14 protein-coding genes are annotated in these 14,965 nt (G+C 67.3%); 11 read left to right on the forward strand and 3 right to left on the reverse strand.

Annotation, left to right across the window (positions count from 1 at the left end):
* Positions 1-662: 662 nt before the first annotated feature.
* From ACIRRA_RS37485 to ACIRRA_RS37520, 8 genes are all read left to right on the forward strand, one after another.
* On the forward strand, positions 663-2,339 hold the full coding sequence (locus tag ACIRRA_RS37485; RefSeq protein WP_402778376.1) for a hypothetical protein: 1,677 nt from the start codon (positions 663-665) through the stop codon (positions 2,337-2,339).
* Between the two features lie 25 nt (positions 2,340-2,364).
* Positions 2,365-3,894, forward strand: a complete 1,530-nt coding sequence (locus ACIRRA_RS37490) for a hypothetical protein (RefSeq protein WP_402778379.1) — start codon at positions 2,365-2,367, stop codon at positions 3,892-3,894.
* The gene (locus tag ACIRRA_RS37495) at positions 3,891-4,232 is read left to right on the forward strand and encodes a hypothetical protein (RefSeq protein WP_402778381.1); all 342 of its coding nucleotides are present in this window, start codon (positions 3,891-3,893) and stop codon (positions 4,230-4,232) included. Before ACIRRA_RS37490 ends, ACIRRA_RS37495 begins: the two co-directional genes overlap by 4 nt.
* Positions 4,229-4,942 carry a hypothetical protein gene (locus tag ACIRRA_RS37500; protein WP_402778384.1) on the forward strand — a complete coding sequence of 238 codons (714 nt, stop codon included), beginning with the start codon at positions 4,229-4,231 and terminating at the stop codon, positions 4,940-4,942. The genes ACIRRA_RS37495 and ACIRRA_RS37500 overlap by 4 nt, the downstream gene beginning before the upstream one ends.
* A 13-nt stretch (positions 4,943-4,955) precedes the next feature.
* Positions 4,956-5,297, forward strand: a complete 342-nt coding sequence (locus ACIRRA_RS37505; RefSeq protein ID WP_402778386.1) for a hypothetical protein — start codon at positions 4,956-4,958, stop codon at positions 5,295-5,297.
* A gap of 16 nt (positions 5,298-5,313) precedes the next feature.
* A complete protein-coding gene (locus tag ACIRRA_RS37510) occupies positions 5,314-5,655 on the forward strand; it encodes a hypothetical protein (protein WP_402778389.1) in 342 nt (113 codons plus the stop codon).
* On the forward strand, positions 5,645-8,254 hold the full coding sequence (locus ACIRRA_RS37515; RefSeq protein ID WP_402778392.1) for a hypothetical protein: 2,610 nt from the start codon (positions 5,645-5,647) through the stop codon (positions 8,252-8,254). The genes ACIRRA_RS37510 and ACIRRA_RS37515 overlap by 11 nt, the downstream gene beginning before the upstream one ends.
* Before the next feature lie 134 nt (positions 8,255-8,388).
* A complete protein-coding gene (locus tag ACIRRA_RS37520) occupies positions 8,389-10,278 on the forward strand; it encodes a type VII secretion target (RefSeq protein WP_402778395.1) in 1,890 nt (629 codons plus the stop codon).
* Positions 10,279-10,497: 219 nt separating this feature from the next.
* Here ACIRRA_RS37520 and ACIRRA_RS37525 read toward each other — a convergent pair whose 3' ends face one another.
* Positions 10,498-11,322, reverse strand: a complete 825-nt coding sequence (locus ACIRRA_RS37525) for a hypothetical protein (RefSeq protein ID WP_402778398.1) — start codon at positions 11,320-11,322, stop codon at positions 10,498-10,500.
* A gap of 277 nt (positions 11,323-11,599) precedes the next feature.
* Between ACIRRA_RS37525 and ACIRRA_RS37530 the strand changes: the two genes are divergently transcribed.
* Together ACIRRA_RS37530 and ACIRRA_RS37535 are read left to right on the forward strand one after the other, a co-directional pair.
* A complete protein-coding gene (locus ACIRRA_RS37530; RefSeq protein ID WP_402778400.1) occupies positions 11,600-12,523 on the forward strand; it encodes a C40 family peptidase in 924 nt (307 codons plus the stop codon).
* A 171-nt stretch (positions 12,524-12,694) separates the two neighbouring features.
* Positions 12,695-12,955 carry a hypothetical protein gene (locus ACIRRA_RS37535; RefSeq protein WP_402778403.1) on the forward strand — a complete coding sequence of 87 codons (261 nt, stop codon included), beginning with the start codon at positions 12,695-12,697 and terminating at the stop codon, positions 12,953-12,955.
* On the opposite strand, the gene ACIRRA_RS37540 is transcribed toward ACIRRA_RS37535, so the two are convergent.
* Positions 12,934-13,260: a hypothetical protein gene (locus tag ACIRRA_RS37540; RefSeq protein ID WP_402778406.1), complete on the reverse strand. Its 327-nt coding sequence runs from the start codon at positions 13,258-13,260 to the stop codon at positions 12,934-12,936. The two genes, ACIRRA_RS37535 and ACIRRA_RS37540, sit on opposite strands and share 22 nt — an antisense overlap.
* A 391-nt stretch (positions 13,261-13,651) precedes the next feature.
* Here ACIRRA_RS37540 and ACIRRA_RS37545 point away from each other — a divergent pair, with 391 nt between their 5' ends.
* Positions 13,652-14,197 carry a hypothetical protein gene (locus ACIRRA_RS37545; protein WP_402778409.1) on the forward strand — a complete coding sequence of 182 codons (546 nt, stop codon included), beginning with the start codon at positions 13,652-13,654 and terminating at the stop codon, positions 14,195-14,197.
* A gap of 218 nt (positions 14,198-14,415) precedes the next feature.
* Here ACIRRA_RS37545 and ACIRRA_RS37550 read toward each other — a convergent pair whose 3' ends face one another.
* On the reverse strand, positions 14,416-14,904 hold the full coding sequence (locus ACIRRA_RS37550; protein ID WP_402778412.1) for a hypothetical protein: 489 nt from the start codon (positions 14,902-14,904) through the stop codon (positions 14,416-14,418).
* Between the last annotated feature and the right edge of the window lie 61 nt (positions 14,905-14,965).

The following is a 14,965-nucleotide window of genomic DNA, read 5'->3' on the forward strand; positions in this document are numbered from 1 at the left end:
TTCCGGTCATAGCCCGGACGCGGTCTTGTTCGCACCGACTTCCCAAGAGTGGGAATCGCCGAAAATGAACGCAGTAGCCTCGGGCTTCTCTCCTTTCGGACGACTGTGGTGATCGTCCGGAGCGGAGCGACGGGCCACCATGCTCCTGCATCGATCTGTGACTGGGTGAGGCACGATGGGTTTCTTCAATTCGATCAAAGGGTGGGCACTCCCAACGCTGGGAGTGATAGGAATGGCGTCGAAAGTCTGGCCACCACTCGCTGTCGTCACAGGCGGCTTGGGTGCCGTAATCGGTGCGGGAGCTGCTATAGAAGACGGCGGAAGTCCCTGGAATGTCATTGCAACTGCCGCCATCGACGGAGTGGCCGTCGGCGTGGGTGGTAGGGGGGGAATCGGGATCGCGTCAGCCGGCGACGCCGTTACGATAGCTAAGGGGTTGACCGGCGTGGGCACGGCGTTCGGCCTCCCGAAGCTTGGAGATTTCCTGACAAACTTCATACCTGGGCGTCATCACAACCAGGCGGACGACCCTCCGCCTGTACCGCCCCTACCGCCTGGCACCGTATCGCCTGGTGGTCCGGCTCCATATGTTCAGTCGGGCGATGTCGTGCCGGTAGATATTACAGATCTGCATGGTCAGTACACCTATGTCTGATTCCAGTATGGCACGTATCATGATGCCCGAACCGAATTACCTCAAGGCGAAGGGGGAAAAGAGGTTTATTCTGGACCCGAATCTGGTCAAGCGTTATCTGAATTTACCTGACCAGGTGTTCATACCTGCGTACAACTCTCTCGGTAGCGGTAATACGATGCCGCCTCCGACGCCCCCGAATCTCTCTACCTCCGATGCGTCAGCGACAGCTGCCGGCATGGCAGGTCAGGCATTGGCGGGATATCAAGCGTTTGCGACGAAACTGAATAGTCTCCAGACCGAACTCACCGCGCTCGAGAAGAAGATCCCGCCCATTACTGCCGCTACGGCAGAAATTGCGCAGAATGCACGACAGTCGATAAACCATATCATCAACACGATGAGTGCGAATGCAACAATGACTCCGCAGTCTGCGGATCAGGATGAAAATACCTGGGTTATGACGTTCGTCGGCATGGCAACCGGTGACCTTTCAACGGCCATGGACCAAGCACGCACGGATCTGTCGGACAACGCGAACGGGACGCAGGCGCTGACGAACCAGGTGAGCGCTCTGGCGGATCAAATAACGGCGGGGAAACTGCAGGAAGCGAGTGATACCGCCGCGCTCAAATCGCTACTGGGTGCCGGGGGCGGAGCGGGGAACGGAAATACGGGGAACGGTTCGGTCGGTAACAGTGCAGCGGATCTGCTCAAGGATCTGGGGTTGAGTCAGCCCGGAGGTTCGGACTCCGGGAAAATCGGTGGCTCGAACTCGCCGAACGGCAATGATGGAAATTCGAGCACCCTCGGTAATGGCTCGGATACCACCGGTAATAGCTCGGGAACAACGGGCAATGGCGGACCGAATGATCCGATTGGTGATTCGACCGGCGGTACGGGCAATATTCCTACTCAGGTGGGCTCGACCCAGGACGGGTACAACGCATCGTCGATGCCGGACCTGGCGTCGCTGGAGATGCTCTCGACGATCCCGAATTTGCTGAGTTCCATGAACCAGGGCTTCGGGCCCGACCCGGCCCTGAACGCCGCGTACCGGATGCCGCAGTCGCCCTTGCCTGCCGCGCCGTTGACTCCGCAACCGGGCACCACCCCCACCGCGCCGATCGCCGCGTCGTTGGCTCCGCAGTCGGTGTCACCGGACGGCCACAATCCGGGGACACCGCCGTCGGCGGCCTCGGTCATGCCGGCGCCGGACGCCGACGGGGGTGTGCTCTACACCTATCCCGACGGGAAGTCGCAACGGGTCTGTGTCACCGTGTGGAAGGCGCTCGATGCCGCGTTCCACAACCCGACGGTGCTCGACGCGCGTCAGGCCTACGACAAGACCTCGTCGAGTTGGTCGGATGACAAGCACATCGGTGATCCGAAGGACCCGTACGAACTGATCACCGGAGATGTCGTCGTCTGGCAGGACCCGCCGAAGACCGCCATCGTGCGGCGACTCGGCGGGGCCGGCGACGACGATCAGATCGAGGTCATCGTCGACAAGCGCGTGCAGACCTACGCCGAGGAGATGTCCGACAGCACCGGCAGTTTCAAGGGATTCGGTGGCTTCGCGCGCCCGCGCGGCATCACCGAGCCCGGGAAGACCGCCGATTCCGACTCGTCCACCCCCACCGGTCTGCCCACCGACGACCCGTCGGCGGCGCTGAACGCCGCGGCGCTGCCGACGACGATCTGACCACCTACCGCCGGAGGAATCGACTGTGGACCTGAGCGTCAACCCCGATGAGCAGTTGCGGGCGGCGCAGGCGCTGGACGAACTGCACCGCCGCCTGCACGCCGGGCTGCCCTCGACCTGGGCGCAGCCCGCGGGGCATGACGTGAACTCGCACGCCGTGACCACCGGCATCAATGCGGGAATACAGGATTCGCGAAACCAGGCCATCGCACATTTCAACGAGCTGGCACGCCATCCCCATCTGATGGGCGCTGCGATGGCCGACCTGACTCAGACCGATGGAGACGGCGCGTGGTCGATCGGCGGCAGTGGGGGAGAAGGACGCCCGAATCCGATCGAGCCACCGACCACCTATGCCCCGCACTCGGCACCCGTGCCGACGCCGCCTACCGCTACGGCGGTCGATCCACTCATCTTCGCCCAGCAACTGCACGCGGGTCCGGGCACCGGGCCGACCCGCGACCTCGCGAACTCGCTTCGCCAGTATCGTTCCGGCCCTTACAGTTCCGGGCTCGACGAACTCCAGGGGCTGCTCCCGGTGATCGCCGACTGGACACCGGTGGGGACGGCCATCGCGGCCCATCTGGGGACTGTTCAGCAACAGCTGAGCGACCTCGGCGACGCGCTCGACGGGCACGCCTCGGCGCTCGACAATTACGCCGACGCGTTCGATACCGCCAAGAACCGGCATCCGACGCCCCAGGAGATCCAGTCCACCCGCAAGAAGCTGCTCGCCGCGATGAAAACGCGGCCGCAGGACCCCGTCGCCGTCGCGCAGGCGCTCGCCGAATTCAACGAGCACAACGCGCGATCGGTTCAGACGTTCACCGAGTACACCGCCAAGGCGGGAACCTCGGCGAACCCGGGTGACACCGGCGGTGACCCGTCGAAACCCACGACGAGCGGCGGTCAGCCCGTCCCGAGCGGCACCGGCACGTCCAACGGCAACAACGGCAACCAGAACAGCATGATGGCCGAGGTGCTGCCGGCGTTGCTGAGCAGCGCGATGTCTGGCGCGAACAGCCAACTGTCGCAAAACAATCTGTCCAACCAACCGTCGCTGGACCCGTCCCCCTACCTCGACACCCCATTGCCGTCCGTTCCGACGTTGTCCGACTTCGGTGGCGGCGGTGGTCCCGGCTTCCCCGTCGGCGACCCGGGTGGACCGAGCGTGCCGACGGTGTCGACCGACCCGGGACCTCTGCCGGTCGTGGGCGCGCCCGCGCTGGCCAGCACCGTCTCTTCCCCGTCCACGACTCCCACGGCCGTCATCGAGCCGCTGCCCACGGCGGCGAACGCCCGGTCCGCCGCCGCCGGCGTCGGCACCTCGCCGATGGGGCCCTATATGCCGGTGACACCGGGCATGGGCGGCGGTGCCGGTGGCAGCGAACGCTCCCGGGTCGTCGCCTGGCACCCCGACCAGAAGATGTTCGTCGACCACACCCCGCATGTGGAGGCCGTGATCGGCGAGAAGCCGACGATCGCGCCCACCCCGACACCAGCCACACCGGCTCCCGCCAATCAGGCGGCCACGAAGAACGGAGGTTCCGTATGAGTGAGATGCATCCCGACGTGCAAGCCGCCCTCGAGGCCGCACGCGATCTGCGCAATCGAATCGCCGACATACGCGGGCGCATCGATGCCATCCGCGCCCGCCGCCCGTCACCGACCGGCGCGGTGGTGCCCGAGATCGATGCCATGGGCCGCCTGACCGATCTCTACCTCGCCCCGGGCAGCACCGGGCAGTTCGACTGCGAAGAACTCGTCGCCGAGATCATGGCGGCCATCACCGAGAGCACCGCCGACGCCGGTCGGCAGTACCAGGCCCTGATGGACTCCGATCCGTGGCACGACTCCGAACCCGCCTCGGCGACCACGGAACACGCCTCGTGAGCGACGAGCTCGTGAACGACGAGAACGACGTCACGGTCGCGGATACGGTGCGCTGGCTGCATGACGAGGGATTGGCGCGGCTGAGCGGCATCGGCGAACGCGCGATGAGCCCGATCGTCGCCTACACCGTGGACGTCGCCACCGGGACCATCACCGCGTTTCCCGCGGCGGTCACCGGACCCGGCACCGACGTGGTGGCCATGCCCGCCGACGACCTGCCGGTCCCCGGCCCGACATCCAAACGCCTGATCGTGGTCGGGGTGACCGCCACCGAATCGGTCCTGGTGCTCGACCTGGCCGTCATCGCGGCGCTGGGCATCAACGCCGAGCGGCCCGAAGCCACCGCCCGGTCCTGGGTCGCGCAATTACTGCTCGGTCCGCAGATCACCATCGTCACCAACAGCCCCGAACTGGACGCCCCGGCGGGGGCGCGCTGCCGGCACGCCTTCATTCCCGGCGGTGCCACCCTGTTCACCATCGATGACGGGCAGCCACCGGTCACCACGGTGACCCTCAACCCCGCCATCGACGGGCCCGACCATCTCGACGTGGCCGACGACGGATCAGCGGAACTGTATCTCGGCACCCGCTTCTGGCAGCTGCAGCACGTGCTGAGCGTCAACAACCTCACCTGGGCGGCACTCACCGCTGAGCTGGAACTGCCCGCGGAAGAACACGATTCGCTGGTATCCGGCCGAGCCGGCCATTAATTCAGGAGTATCGATGAGCGACGATCACGACGACCTCGACCCCGCCGCACCGGACTGGCGCGCCCTCAGTTACGAGGTGTTCAACCCCGATCACACCGTCGGTGTCGCCTGCAACCGCGACGGCGAGATCATCGGCCTGCATCTCACCGACGACGCCCGCGACAACGGCGAGACCTGGCTCGCCGCCGAACTGGTGCGCCTCGCGCGGCTCGCGCACCAGAAGTCCCGGCTGGGTCTGCGCACCGAGATGGAGCACAACGGAACCCGGGGTCATACCATCGACTCCTTCGACCTCCCGACCGAGGCTTCCTACCGGGCCATGGAAGCGGCCGAATTCGGCGCGCAAGGCCAGTGAGACGACAGGAACCACCATGGTCGACACGTTCGACATCGATGACCCGGACGAGATCGTCGCGGCCGCACACCACCTTGCCTCGGTAGCCGCGGCCATCGCCGGGCAGGTGTCCGACACGGTGCGGGGCCTCGACCTACCGCGCAAGCCGGTGTCCCCGCTGGACCGGGCACTCGTCGCCGCGACCCACACCTACGTCTCGACCCCCCTGGAAGGGGCCGCGTCGGCATTGCGCGCCGATTCGGCCGCCACCGGCGACCGGGTAGCGGAGATCGCGCCGGTCTACCGGGTCGTGGACGATACCGGAGCCACCGCGATCGGCCGGGCCGGTCGACCGATCCGATGGACGTATGGAACCTGATCGGGAAGATCCGCACTGGAAAGAGATCGTCGGCGACAACTGGCCCGACAACGGACCGCGAGAGTGGGGCGCACTGGCCGCGGCCGCCCGCGATGCGGCGGCCACGCTGGACAGCACCGGCTTCGAACAGGCTCGCCGGGATTTCGACGAGAAGGTCCGGGCGAGTGCCGGACTGCAATCGGCGAAGGACGCCATGCGCGCCCAAGCGGGCCGAACCCGGGACCTCGGCGGTGCGCTGGACGCGGCAGCCGACGCCTTCGGACAGATCGCGGACCTGGTGCACCGGACCCAACACAAGATCATCAACACCGTCCACGAAGCGAAGGCGCGGCTCGACGAGATTCCCCCGGCACACTCCGAGGACACCTCCGACGGTGACAACCGGCAGCGGGATCAACAGATCGGCGAAATCCTCAGCCAGGCCCGTGCCGAGGTGGCCGGATTGGTGAGGCAGGCCGCGGACCTGGTTGGGCCGCAGACCATTCCGGGCTTCGCGGTGATCGCCGAACTGCTCGGGCACACGAGAACCGGGGAAGGCGGTGGTCCCGGCCACCGATCACCGGGACACCCGCCCACCGGCCAGGGCGATTCACCTGGATCCAGCCCGGCGACCGCTCCGACAGCACCGGTCGCTCCGGCAGCTCCGGTCGTTCCGGTCCTCGGACCCGCGACACCGGCAACCCCTGGGCCGAATGGCGTCGGCTCCCCGGCCCTCGGCACCACACCCACGCCAGGGCCGGAGTCACCCGCCGGCCCGTTCGGCACGCTGCCGGATACGAGGACTCCGGGCATCGCTGCCCTCGGCCCCGACCAGTTCACCGGACGGGGTCCGTCGATCGATCCGAACACCGTCCATGGCACCGGCCCCGGATTCGCGGGCGACGCGGCAGACCATTCCACCGGCCACTCGCCCGATTCCGCCGACCACTCCCCGGCGGCGACCGCACCGCGCGGCGCCGCCGCCGTCACTGCACAACAGTCGCTGACCGCGCCGAGTACCGTTGCGGCACAGTCGAACAGCCCCGGCTATCAGCGAACCGACGGCGCGCCGGACCCGGTGCGGCCGGATCCCTCCCACAGCGAATCGACGGCCACCGGCGATCCCGCGGCCGGCAGCCAATCGGCGCCGGCCCCGACTCCGGCCCGCGAGTCCGCGCGGACTGCCGACCCGCTCACGGCCGCATCCGATCCGGCCCCCGCGGGGACCGCCGAGCCGGGCGCCGGCCCGATCGGTGACGTGAGCGCGTTCATGCCGGCGTTCTCCCCGCTCTCGCAGGCAGCGCTCCCGCAGACCGCCGCCGCGGCGGCGCCCGCAGGTGCACAAGTCGTTGCGTCGCAATCAATTCCGGCCGCGCAGTCGCCGTCGCCGTCATCGACCGATGCGCGGGGTCCGGGGACGATTCCCCGGGTCACCGCATCGACTGCGCAGACCGGTCAGTCCGGTTCGGCCGGCGGCGGTATCGGCTCGACGCTGCCGGCCCCGCACACCGAGCAGCGCAATCAACCGCGCGGCACCCACACCGCGGCCGCTACCCCCGACGAAACCGATGACGGCGCGGCGGAATCGGTGCGCGATGCCGTCGGAACCGCGATCGCGGCCGCCGCCGGCCCCCGCTTCGTTCTCGGGGAGCCGGTGGACGGCGATCTGGTACTCGCGCGGACCTTGCTGCGCAGCATCCTGGCGGCGGTCGATCTGTCGCCGATCGCGCCCGCATGGGCGGTCTCGGTCATGCGGCAACCCGCCGGGGTCAGTGTCTTCCTCACCTCGAACGAGGGCCGCGGCTGGCTCCCGTCCGGGCTCTTTCTACCCCGCGAGCTCTCCACACCGTGGAGCTGGAAGATCTCGCGCGAAGCCCCCTGGGAGGGTTTTTCCGATCCCGCGCGCACCCTGGCCGAATTCGGGCTCGCCTGGGGATCGACATCGGGCACGCGACTCTCGGCGATCGCTTCCTCGTCCCCGATCGACCCGCGATTGCGCGCCGCGCTGGGCGACGTTTCGTGCGAGGGGCAGGTCGGCGCCGCACCCGAACTGGTCCTGTCCGCGCCCGGGCCGGGTTTGATCGATCGGCTGGAGACGACCGCCTCCCGGCGGCTGCTGGAGCGGGTCGCCGGGATCGACACGGCCGAGATCGGCGATCGATGTCTCGACCTCGCCCACGACGTGCAGGGCCGCCTGGCGGGTGTGACGGCCGCGGCCGGTGACCCCATGGGGGCCAGCGCACTTCGGGACCGCATCCTGACCGCCGTACGAAGTCGCCGAGCGGTGCCCGACGATCTGTGGACCCAACTCCGCGATATCGACGACCTCCTCGCGGCCACGGTCGTGGCGCAGCGCGTCGACGTCGCTCGTATTCCCCTGGGCGGACTGCGCAACGATCGGATCGATGAGCTGACCGCGCTGCGCGCCTTGTCTTTTCAACGGCTCGGCAACGAGCTGGTGCTCCTGCTCGCGCGGGCGCCCGATCGTTCGTGCCTGCGAGACGCGGTCTACGTCCACGCGCATCTCGCCGACCACCCCTTCTTCGACCGATCGGGTCCCACCGCGGGCGAGGACGGGCCCGATCGGCGCCGGGTGACCACCGCACCGCCCGGGACCTGATATTCGAGGCGGCGGAACGACTGTGACCGTCGTCGCGGGCACATGCTTCCCGCCGGTGGGAATTCGGCTGAGCTCACCGGCACCCGATGCCGCGACAATCGACCAGTTGGTGATGGAAGGAGATCGAGGACCGCATGGCAGACAACGTCAGCTATGACCTCGCTGCGATGGAGCAGCTCGCGCTGCACCACGAAGCGCGTAAGAAAGAGATCTCCGACTGGTCGCAGAAGCCGCACGACTGGCTCGACACGTTCCTCGCCACGTACGGCAACATCGCCTACAAGGTCCACGATTCCCTGCACAATTACTACGACGCCCGTTACACGGCCGGGCAAGCGCTCGCGGACCATCATCAGAAACTGGCCGACAACCTGCGCACTGCCGCGAAAAAATTGGATGACGTCAGCGGCGCCGGCGCGGCGGCGATCCGAGGGGTCGGGTCCGGCAACGGCTCACCGACCCACGTCCCCATCCCGACGGGCGGCCCCTCCCTCCCGGCCGGGCCTGTCTCGGGTCCCGTTACCCCGGTCGAGGGACAACCCCCGGTCGGCTCACACCCCACCGCACCCGTCGATGCCCAGCACCCGGTCGGCTCACACCCCACCGCGCCTTCCGACTCCGGAGCACCCGCCGGAGGCCACGGACCCGGATCCTCGACGTCGGCCGTCACGCCCGACCTCTCAGCCGCATCGATGGAACAGGGGTCCGAGCCCGGCTCCGGCTCACCCGTCGGCGGCAGCACTGTGACCGGCGCGCCGTTCGCCGGCCCGGTCGACGCGTCCTCCGACCCGTCCACGATGGGACCGGTCCTGCCTTCGGCAGGCGATCCCTCGTCGAACCAGTCCGCGGATGCTCCGACGGCCGACGGTGACGACGCGGCATCCGCCCCGCTGCTCACTCCGTTCGCCGCGGCCGTCGCCGCGGCCAAGGACAAGGCCGCCGCGCCCGCCTTCGTCGTGAACGAAACGACCAACGAGGACCTGGTCCTGGCCCGCACACTGCTGGGGGCGGTACTGGCCGCCGCGGATTCGCCCGCCGTCGGACTGGCCTGGGCGGTGTCGGTCATGCGCGGGCCGGCCGGGACCCGGGTGTTCATCACCTCCAACGAGGGCCGCGGCTGGCTGCCCGCGGGCATCTACCTTCCGCGCGAGGTGTCGACACCGTGGGCCTGGGACGACATGCTCGCCGCCGACGGTGGATCCCCGTGGGAGGGCGTCGCCGACCCCGCCCGGATCCTCGCCGAATTCGCGCTCGCGTGGGGGTCGAAGTCCGACACCGGGCTGTCGGCGCTCGTCTCGTCCGCACCCATCGACGCGAGCCTGCGCGGCGCGTTCCCCGATGTGGTCGTCGAGGACATGGTGGCACCCGTCTACGACGTCGACCTGCGCAACCCGACGCCCGACACCCTCGACCGACTCGCCCTCTCCGGATCGGCCACCGCCCTGGAAGACAGTGCCGCCGTGCCCGATTCGGCGATCCGCCGACGCCGCGTCGAGCTGGCGACCGCCGCACACGCCGGTGTCGGCCGGGCCCTCGCCACGCCGCCCGAGGCCCTGAGCGCCCGCACCCTGCGCGGCCGGGTGCTCGACGCCATCGAGGCCGGGCACCCGGTGCCCGCGCAACTGTGGCAAGACCTCCGCGACGCCGACGACCTGCTGGCCGCCGCTATGCTGTCCAGGCGCGTCGACGCCGGGCGGGTCGAACTCGGCAGGCTGCGCATCGACGACGAGGCGGAAGTACTGCGCACCATGGTGTTCGAGCGTCGCTGCACCGAACTCGCACTGCTGCTGGCAGACGAACCGACCCGGCAAACGCTGCGAGACGCGTTGTACGCCAGTGAACAGATCATGTCCCACCCCCGCTACCTCGCTATTCCGACCAGTTCCGTCCGGACTCCGGCCGAGCGGGCAGTCGTTCACACCGACGGCGCGACGACCCCGCCCACCCCCACCGGCCCGCCCCGCGGTGCCATCGTCGGCCCGTCCGATGCACCGGCAGCGCCCGTACCGACGGATGGACAGTGAACGACCGGGGGTAAAGAGACGATGGCGTGGGATCGTGGACGATCCCACGCCATCGAGGGACCGACAAGTCGTTGACCGCCGATGCCAACTCCGGCGGAATCCGCGCCGGAGCCCGGCGATGCGCACCCGGCGGCCGACAGCGCAGGTGTGGGACGGGGATCCCGGTGACGGACCGGACCCCGTGCGCCACAGCATGTTTCGGCTGCCGGGCCGTGATCGTCAAGCGGGGACGTTCGCCTGCGGGCTGTTCGGCTGGGGGCTGTTCGGCTGGGGCGCGTTCGGATCGGTGCTCGCGGGTGCGGGTCCGGCGGGATTGGGTGCGGTGGCCGCGGGAGTGTTCGGGTCGGGTTGGGGCGTGGGCGCCGGTGTGGGGGGCTGGCCGTTCGGATTCTTGGCGTTCTGGTTGTCCGTGTTCTGCTGGTTTTGTCTCAGCATTTCGAGCAGCGACGGCAGCATCGAGATGCCCATCATCGGCAGCATTGTCAGCATCTGCATCAGGCCGCTCATCATTCCGTCGCCGCCCGACCCCGAGTTCGCCCCGGTTCCGGAGCCACCGCTGGAACCGGTACCGGTCGATCCGCCGCCCTGCCCGCCACCGGCCATCTGCCGGTTCTGCTCGGCGGCCTGAGCGACCTGCGCGTACACGGCGTCGACGGTATCGGAGACCTCGAGTATGAGGGGGCTTTCCTGCGCGGGCTTCAACGTTTGTGAACCCAATGTGGCGCACGCTGTTTTCAGGTTGTCGGCCAGCCGGCCAACGCTCCGCATGATCGTCGCAAATGTTTGATTATTCGCCGCCGCTACGGTATTCGACACTTGCAACACGGTGTCATCCAGTTGGGTCAGCGCCGCCTGGCGATCTTGCAGCAACTTGAGGACCTGTTGATAATCCGCGCTCGTCTCACCTTCACCGAAATCGGCGATGATCATATCGGTCGAGGGTGAATCGACGGTCGGCGGCGGTTCGGTCGTACCGATGCCGAGTAAATCCACCGCCGTCTGTATCTCGACGGCCGCCGTCGAGATAAATGTCTTCAACCCCACCGATGCCCCACTGGGGCACGGCAATTCCGGAATCTGGTTTCCGGGCGGCCGAACAGGTTGGTTCTGGTGATTCGCCATGTCTGCCGGTACCGCCTCCTACTCGATTGAGCTTCATTGTCCGAGGTTCCCGCAGCTGGGAAGCCACACCGGGGATCTTCGGGCATAGTCGAAGCGAGCGCAGCCGGCCGGCGATGCAGGGGGGTTCCACATTGGCTGAGCCACAAAGCAACTGCTGCTCTTGGAGGCGATCAACGATGTTCGACAACGGGTGGTGCGAATGACGACCGCTCTCACCGGAGATCTACACGACGTGCTCGGTGCGCTACTCGGCCTCTACGGATCGGGCCGGCCGGAGGGCTCGCAGTCGATTCCTGCGTCGAAAACCATCGCCGACTCGGGTGCATTCACGGGAGCTACGTCGGTCGGATACACCGACGCCCACGCGATCCCGTTGCTGATCGCCGACACCCATGCCAGACGCGAGGAAATCGTCCAGCAGGCCGTCACCCAGTCCGGTGACAATACGCTCGAGGGGCGCAACCGGCTGACCAATCAGATCGCCGATCTGCAGTCTCGGGTACAAGCGATCGCCGCGGTGGGCGACACTCGCTTCGGCGGCCCGGCGTTACTCGACGCGGCGCAGATCGCAATAACGAACGCCGCCAAGCAGGTCGACGCGGACACCGTCGCCGCCCGCGCGCTGGCGGCACGAATAGCTCCCCCGTCGCTGCCGAAGATGATCATGACCTCACGAACCGCGGCGCGGCGCCCCCGCTCTCGCCTCCGGTCACGCCGCCGCCCCACGGTGCTGTCGGACGCGACCTCGGGCGGCAATGCCGTGCGGGCCGCCACCGGGTGGCTCGGCACACCGTACGTCTGGGGCGGCGGCGGAATCGGTGGGCCCAGCAGCGGTGGATTCGACTGTTCAGGGCTGACCCAGTACGCGATCGCGCAGGCCTCCGACGGCCGGGTGGTATTGCCGCGCACCACCTACGAGCAGATCTACAGCGGCTCACGGGTTCCCGTGCACGACGTGCGCCCTGGCGACCTGGTCTTTCCGGCCAGCTCGTTCGGCAGGCACGGTCCCGAACACGTGCAGCTGGCCGCCGGCAACGGCATGGTCATCGAAGCACCCAACTCGGGTTCGACGGTCAAATGGTCGCGCATGCCGCGCAACGCCGTCGTCGTGCGGGTGCTGTGATCGAGCATGATCATGATGGTCGTACCGATCGTGGTGGGGGGCGCTGCCGCGGGAATCGTCCACACCGTCGCAGTGGCCATCTTGTACGGGATCCCTTGGGTCTCGAGGAATCGCGGAACCCCGAGCGGGAGCGATGGGAAGCTGTCCGACGGTGGTCGCCGAGGTCTCGGGATGAAGCTCCTCGGTACCCAGATCGAGATCTATGCGATAACCATCGGGTTCGCGTGGATTCATCCGCTCCTGCCACTCGACGGCCTGCTCGGTGCGTTCTTGCTGGCCTTGCTGTTCACTGTATTGCGGACTTTCGCCCCGATCTGGGCACTGTGGCTGCAAGGGGCGTACTCGGGCCGCTACCTCGCGATCGAGGCCATCGGCGGGACGCTCGGCAGCGTCGCTGTCGTGCTCACGCTCTACGCGTTCGCGCTGTGGTGAGGTGTCTCCGCGGCGCTCTCGTCCACCAGGCGGCAATAGTTCATTCGGTAGGGGCGTAAAAGTGCGCGCATGAACGCGGGGCCATCCGAAATCGTGACGGGAGGTAATACCGCCGGGGTCTCTATCCCTTCCCGGTACCAGTGCAGGGCCAACGGGCATCCGGGGTCTTCGGTCACAGTCAATTCGACCGTCCCGGTTTCCGACAGCCGGAACTCGGCCACCCGCTGCCACGCGTCGCGGCCATCGAGCTCATAGACCGCGACCAGGGTCGGCGTTACGGTTGTCGGTCCCATTTCCGCGCTCACTCTCTCCTCGCGTCCATTGAAGCGTCCGCGAGGGCGTGGCGACGATCAGGAATCCCCATCTTTGGGAAGCTGAGTTGGCGGAATAGTTGCTCCAGCCAGCGCTGACCCCATTGGCGCGCGGACGCCACCGGGTGTCGTCAACTGTCCTCTTATTGGCACCAATTTGCAGCTTGTTGGCGCCAATTTGCAGCAGAATTTGCTGGCGCCATCCCCTAGCCTCACTGGAATGCTCATCGCGGCAGAGCCCCGCGTGAGTGTGCATCGTCGGATGACGAGGTCGGGATGGACGGCTCGGAGAATCGGGCCCACCTGACAGCACGACGACAAACCGGCAGGATTGCCGCACGTCGAGTTCGGGATGAGTCAATATTCGGAAGGAAGTTCGACTTTCATGCGGATCACCACCAGCCGTTGCCGCAGCTTCGATTACACCGTCACCAGGCCGAGTCCGTGCGCCGTCGGCCTGGGCGCCGTCCAGCTCGGGTCGACCTATCGCTTCTCCGACTGTCTCGTCGCGACGATCGAGATGGAGCACGGTGATCGGGTGCTGGGAAGCGCGGTGGCGAGAGCGATTCGGCGCATCGCGACCCATAGCGACGCCGCGATGATCGTCATCGACGGCTACCTGCGCCCACCCTCCCTGAGTGAACGCGAATCCCAGGACGCCGACCTACTCACCGATCTCGCCGATGCCCTCGATCTGCTCACCGATATCAATGCTCAGCTCTCGCGCGGTAACGACGATGTCCACGTGATGCCGTTCGGATGGCATATCCGCGCCCGGGCCGACGTGTTGAGCGGCGCGTTCGGCCAGCGATCGATTCAACTCGCAGGTGGTGATCCGATGGTCGCGGGACGGATCGTCGCGGTGTTGGATGTACCCGCGGCGCAGCGATTTTGGGAGGGATCGCCGACCTCGGCGCCAGTCGGAGCGTAATCGCCGAACCGGAGTGCGGTCGGCGGCTGTCCCTAGCCGCCGACCGCTGTCGAAGCCGCCGTAATAAGTGTGGTCGAGGCGAACTCCGGATGTGGCCGGATCCGGAGCTCAGGGATCCGACCACACGATCGAAGACACGGGATGAGGGAGCCGTGCCTTCCACCGTATTGGCCGCTATATAACGGCTCGTTAGATAATGGCAAATAATTCCGTCGCGCTCAGCGCGAGCTGTTCCCAACCGTGGGAGACTGCCTGACCGCGCCGGTCCGGCCTTCGCCTCGCATGATCAGTTTCCGCAGCAGCCTCGACTGCGCGGTGAATTCATGGACGAGCGTCCAGTCACCGCGTCGCTCGCGAAACGACACGGTGCCCTCGGGCGGCATCCGCGGATCGATCTCGATCAACTCGCGGGAGAATCGGGTGCCTTGCTCCAGATCCGACTGATAGATGCGCACACTCGCGCGCGGAGTCAGGATCAGCGACGGTGCCCTGTCGAGGTCTCCGTGCGGAATCCGCAGCGACACAATGGAAAACGGCCCCTCCTGCGGATAGCCCTGGAACTCTCGCGTGCCCGGAGTGAGGCAGCCGACCTCGCGCAGCCGGACCGAACACGCGAACTCGATCGATTCGGTGGTCAGTGGCCCGGCAATCGAGGAGAGCGCGGTCGTGGTCGCGTGAAAGCGCTCGATCTGCGATGGAATCGCCATGCTTTTCGCCGTCCGGATTCGGTGATGGAGTGGTGGCCTGAGGCATTCAACCTGCGTATGT

Origin of the sequence: Nocardia sp. NPDC101769 (assembly GCF_044766925.1) — a bacterium.
Classification (GTDB): domain Bacteria; phylum Actinomycetota; class Actinomycetes; order Mycobacteriales; family Mycobacteriaceae; genus Nocardia.